Genomic DNA, 2,758 nt, shown 5'->3' with positions numbered 1-2,758 from the left:
TTTTCGACAGCTCTTTGTCCCGGACAATCACGGTTCCGCTGGTGGGAGTGTCCAGCCCGCCCATCATGTGAAGCAGGGTAGACTTGCCGCTGCCGGAGGTTCCCACAACGGCCACAAACTCGCCGTCCTCCACGGAGAAGTTCACACCGTCAAGGGCGCGGGTAATGTTCGGCTTTGTGCCATAATACTTTTTCAGGTCAATAGTCTGTAAAACGCTCATATTCAAAACTCCTTTCAAGGCTTCTTGCCTGTTGATAAAGGTATTATAAAACCCAAATGTCCGCGAAATGTTACAGCGGCCAAAAAATTTCATTGAAAATCGGGGTGAAATGTTACAACGCTCGGACATTTCAAAAAAATTTACGGCGGGCAGCCGGGAATGGCCGTCCGCCGCGTTCTATTTTGTAGGCAGCATAATGGAAAATTCCGATCCCTTGCCCGGCTCCGAAACCACTTTGATATAGCCGCCCTGTCGCGTTACGATCTCGCGGGCCAGATACAGGCCAATGCCCACGCCCTGCTGTTCGTGTACTTCTTCCTCACGATAGAAGCGCCGGAAGATGGCAGCCTGATTGCTTTCGGAAATGCCCTTGCCGGTGTCGGTCACTTTGATCTCCACATACATTTCCCACAGCACCACCGACACAGCGATTTTCCCTCCCGCCGGGGTGTACTTCACCGCATTGTCCAGCAGGTTAAAGAGGGCTTCGGATGTCCACTTGCTGTCATGGGAAACGGTCAAATCCTCCGGGCAGTCCACAGACACGGCGATTTCCTTTTTCTCCGCTGCATACACGATCCCACTCATGGCCTGCGCCACGGTATCAAAGAGGCGACCCGGTTTCTTGTCCAACTGGATCACGCCTGTTTCCAGACGGGAGGTTTTCACAAGGGCCTGAAAGAGAAAGTCCAGCTTATCCGTCTGGCTGCGGATTCCCCGGATAAAGTCGGTGCGCTCCGCCTCGGTCATAGGCTTTTCCAGCAGGGTGTCCATCGCCATTTTCAGATTGCTTACCGGCGTTTTCACTTGATGGGAAATATCCGATACAAGGGTCTGCAACTCCTGCCGTTCCTCGTCCACCCGGCGGCGGTTCTCCTGCATGATCTGGTAAAGCCTTGCCAACCGGTGTCCGATTCTGGCAAGCTGGGTTTCGCTGTCCTCTGGCCGCTGGGGTGCTTCATTTCCGGCGATCATGTGGTCTAAAGTCTGGCACAGGTTAGCGGTAAACTGCGACAGCCGCTTTCCAAACGCCTGCGTCAGTACAAAAATCCCCACAAGGGCGCACAGTAGCAGCGCCCCGCCAGTCAGCAGCACCGCCGTCTGTTTTGTCACAAGAAACAGGGCTATGGTGATCCCGGACATGGAAAGGACAAGTCCTATTGCCACCCGGCTAAACAGCCGCTTTACCGATAGGTTTTGAAACTTCATTTTGCCTCGCCTCCCGTCCATTGATAACCCATGCCGTAAACGGTCTTGATGTAGGGCGCGCCGCCGTCGGATTCGATCTTGCTGCGAATTCGGCTAATGGAGGTTGTCAGGGTGTGTTCGTCTACAAACCTTTCGTCTATATCCCACAGCTTTTCCAAAAGCTGCCCACGGGTCAGCACTTGCCGGGGATTTTTACGGAACAGATTCAGCATTTTATATTCCATCAGGGATAGGGTCAGGGGCTTGCCGTTTAAGGAAGCCGTCTGCTCCGAGAAGTCCAGAAACAGCCGCCCGTCGTCGTAAATGTCCTTGGCCGGTTTGTGATGTTCCAGCATGGCGAACATGGCTTTGATTTTCCGCTGCAAGGCCCCGATCACAAAGGGCTTTGTGATGTAGTCCACCGCGCCCACCTCATAGCCCCGTATCTGGTCACTCTCCTGATCGTTGGCGGTCAGGAAAATTACGATGGTGTCCGGGTACTGGGGCTTTATCAGCTTGCACAGCTCAAACCCATTCCCGTCCGGCAGGTTGATGTCCAGCAGCACCAGATCAAATTCCCGCTGGCGGATGGCGTCGGCTGCGGTTCTGGCATTTAGGGCAGAAGTCACGCCGTAGCCGTCTGCGGTCAGGTTATAGGCCAACATCTTATTCAAAAAACTGTCGTCCTCGACAATTAAAATCTGCTTCATATCCTCACTTCCTTTTCTTTTTGCAAATAGTATAACAGGCAAATGTCCGAGAATTGTTACAAGGACAAATATATTTATCATTTTACAGCTTTTTTCTGTGTACTGCAATTTTATAAAAGAAAGGACAGCAGTATCAAATTGCTGTCCTTGCGGTTTATTATAGCTGGTAGTGTATAAGCGTGGGTTCATCATATTTGGTGTGGTATCTTTAACTATGGGAAACTCCAGACTCCCACTTTGATATAGCTTGTCTGGACACGCCTAATTGCTCGGCAAGCTGCTCCTGTGAAAGAGCTCTTTTCTTTCGGAGTTCGTATAGTTTTTCTGAAAGTGCCATGTTCTCCTCCTTTCACCCAGAGCATACCCCATTAGCCGGTAGAATACTATACATCTTGGTATGCAATTACGCAACCCACGGTAGCAACTGCATATTGTCATGGTTTTACATCAAATCGAGCGATAACTGCGCCAATAAATTCCGATTGAACAAAATCGCTGCGCGATGGCCTGCCAAGGCTGTGGCGCAGTTTTATTTTTATTAAAAAAGCAGTGGAATTACTTTCCATAATCCGTTATTGTTAAGTTACCACACGAAACAACTGAACTAAGAAAGCTCCACTGCCTATGATAAGAATAACAT

The 2,758-nt window shown here is 50.4% G+C and carries 4 protein-coding genes; all 4 read right to left on the bottom strand.

All coding sequences use genetic code 11. The features are described 5' to 3' along the window. A partial coding sequence (locus I4V44_RS15880) for an ATP-binding cassette domain-containing protein (RefSeq protein ID WP_196002952.1) occupies nt 1-220 on the bottom strand: 220 nt, incomplete at its 3' end. 177 nt (nt 221-397) lie between these two features. After that, a complete protein-coding gene (locus I4V44_RS15875) occupies nt 398-1,429 on the bottom strand; it encodes a sensor histidine kinase (RefSeq protein WP_196002951.1) in 1,032 nt (343 codons plus the stop codon). Then, nucleotides 1,426-2,118: a response regulator transcription factor gene (locus I4V44_RS15870; protein ID WP_064786815.1), complete on the bottom strand. Its 693-nt coding sequence runs from the start codon at nt 2,116-2,118 to the stop codon at nt 1,426-1,428. The genes I4V44_RS15875 and I4V44_RS15870 overlap by 4 nt, the downstream gene beginning before the upstream one ends. 208 nt (nt 2,119-2,326) lie before the next feature. Beyond that, complete coding sequence (locus I4V44_RS15865; RefSeq protein ID WP_070100649.1) at nt 2,327-2,455, bottom strand: helix-turn-helix transcriptional regulator; 129 nt, start codon at nt 2,453-2,455, stop codon at nt 2,327-2,329. Nucleotides 2,456-2,758: the final 303 nt, after the last annotated feature.

The sequence above is a fragment of the Blautia sp. 1001283B150304_161114_C9 genome, assembly GCF_015668165.1.
Taxonomy (GTDB): Bacteria; Bacillota; Clostridia; order Lachnospirales; family Lachnospiraceae; genus Blautia_A; species Blautia_A wexlerae.
Note: the sequence above shows the minus strand (reverse complement) of the source record. Positions and strands in the feature narration are given on the sequence as shown.

Coding starts and splice junctions, on each gene's coding strand:
- I4V44_RS15870 (WP_064786815.1), bottom strand. CDS start 2,118: ATGAAGCAGATTTTAATTGTCGAGGACGACAGTTTTTTGAATAAGATG.
- I4V44_RS15865 (WP_070100649.1), bottom strand. CDS start 2,455: ATGGCACTTTCAGAAAAACTATACGAACTCCGAAAGAAAAGAGCTCTT.
- I4V44_RS15875 (WP_196002951.1), bottom strand. CDS start 1,429: ATGAAGTTTCAAAACCTATCGGTAAAGCGGCTGTTTAGCCGGGTGGCA.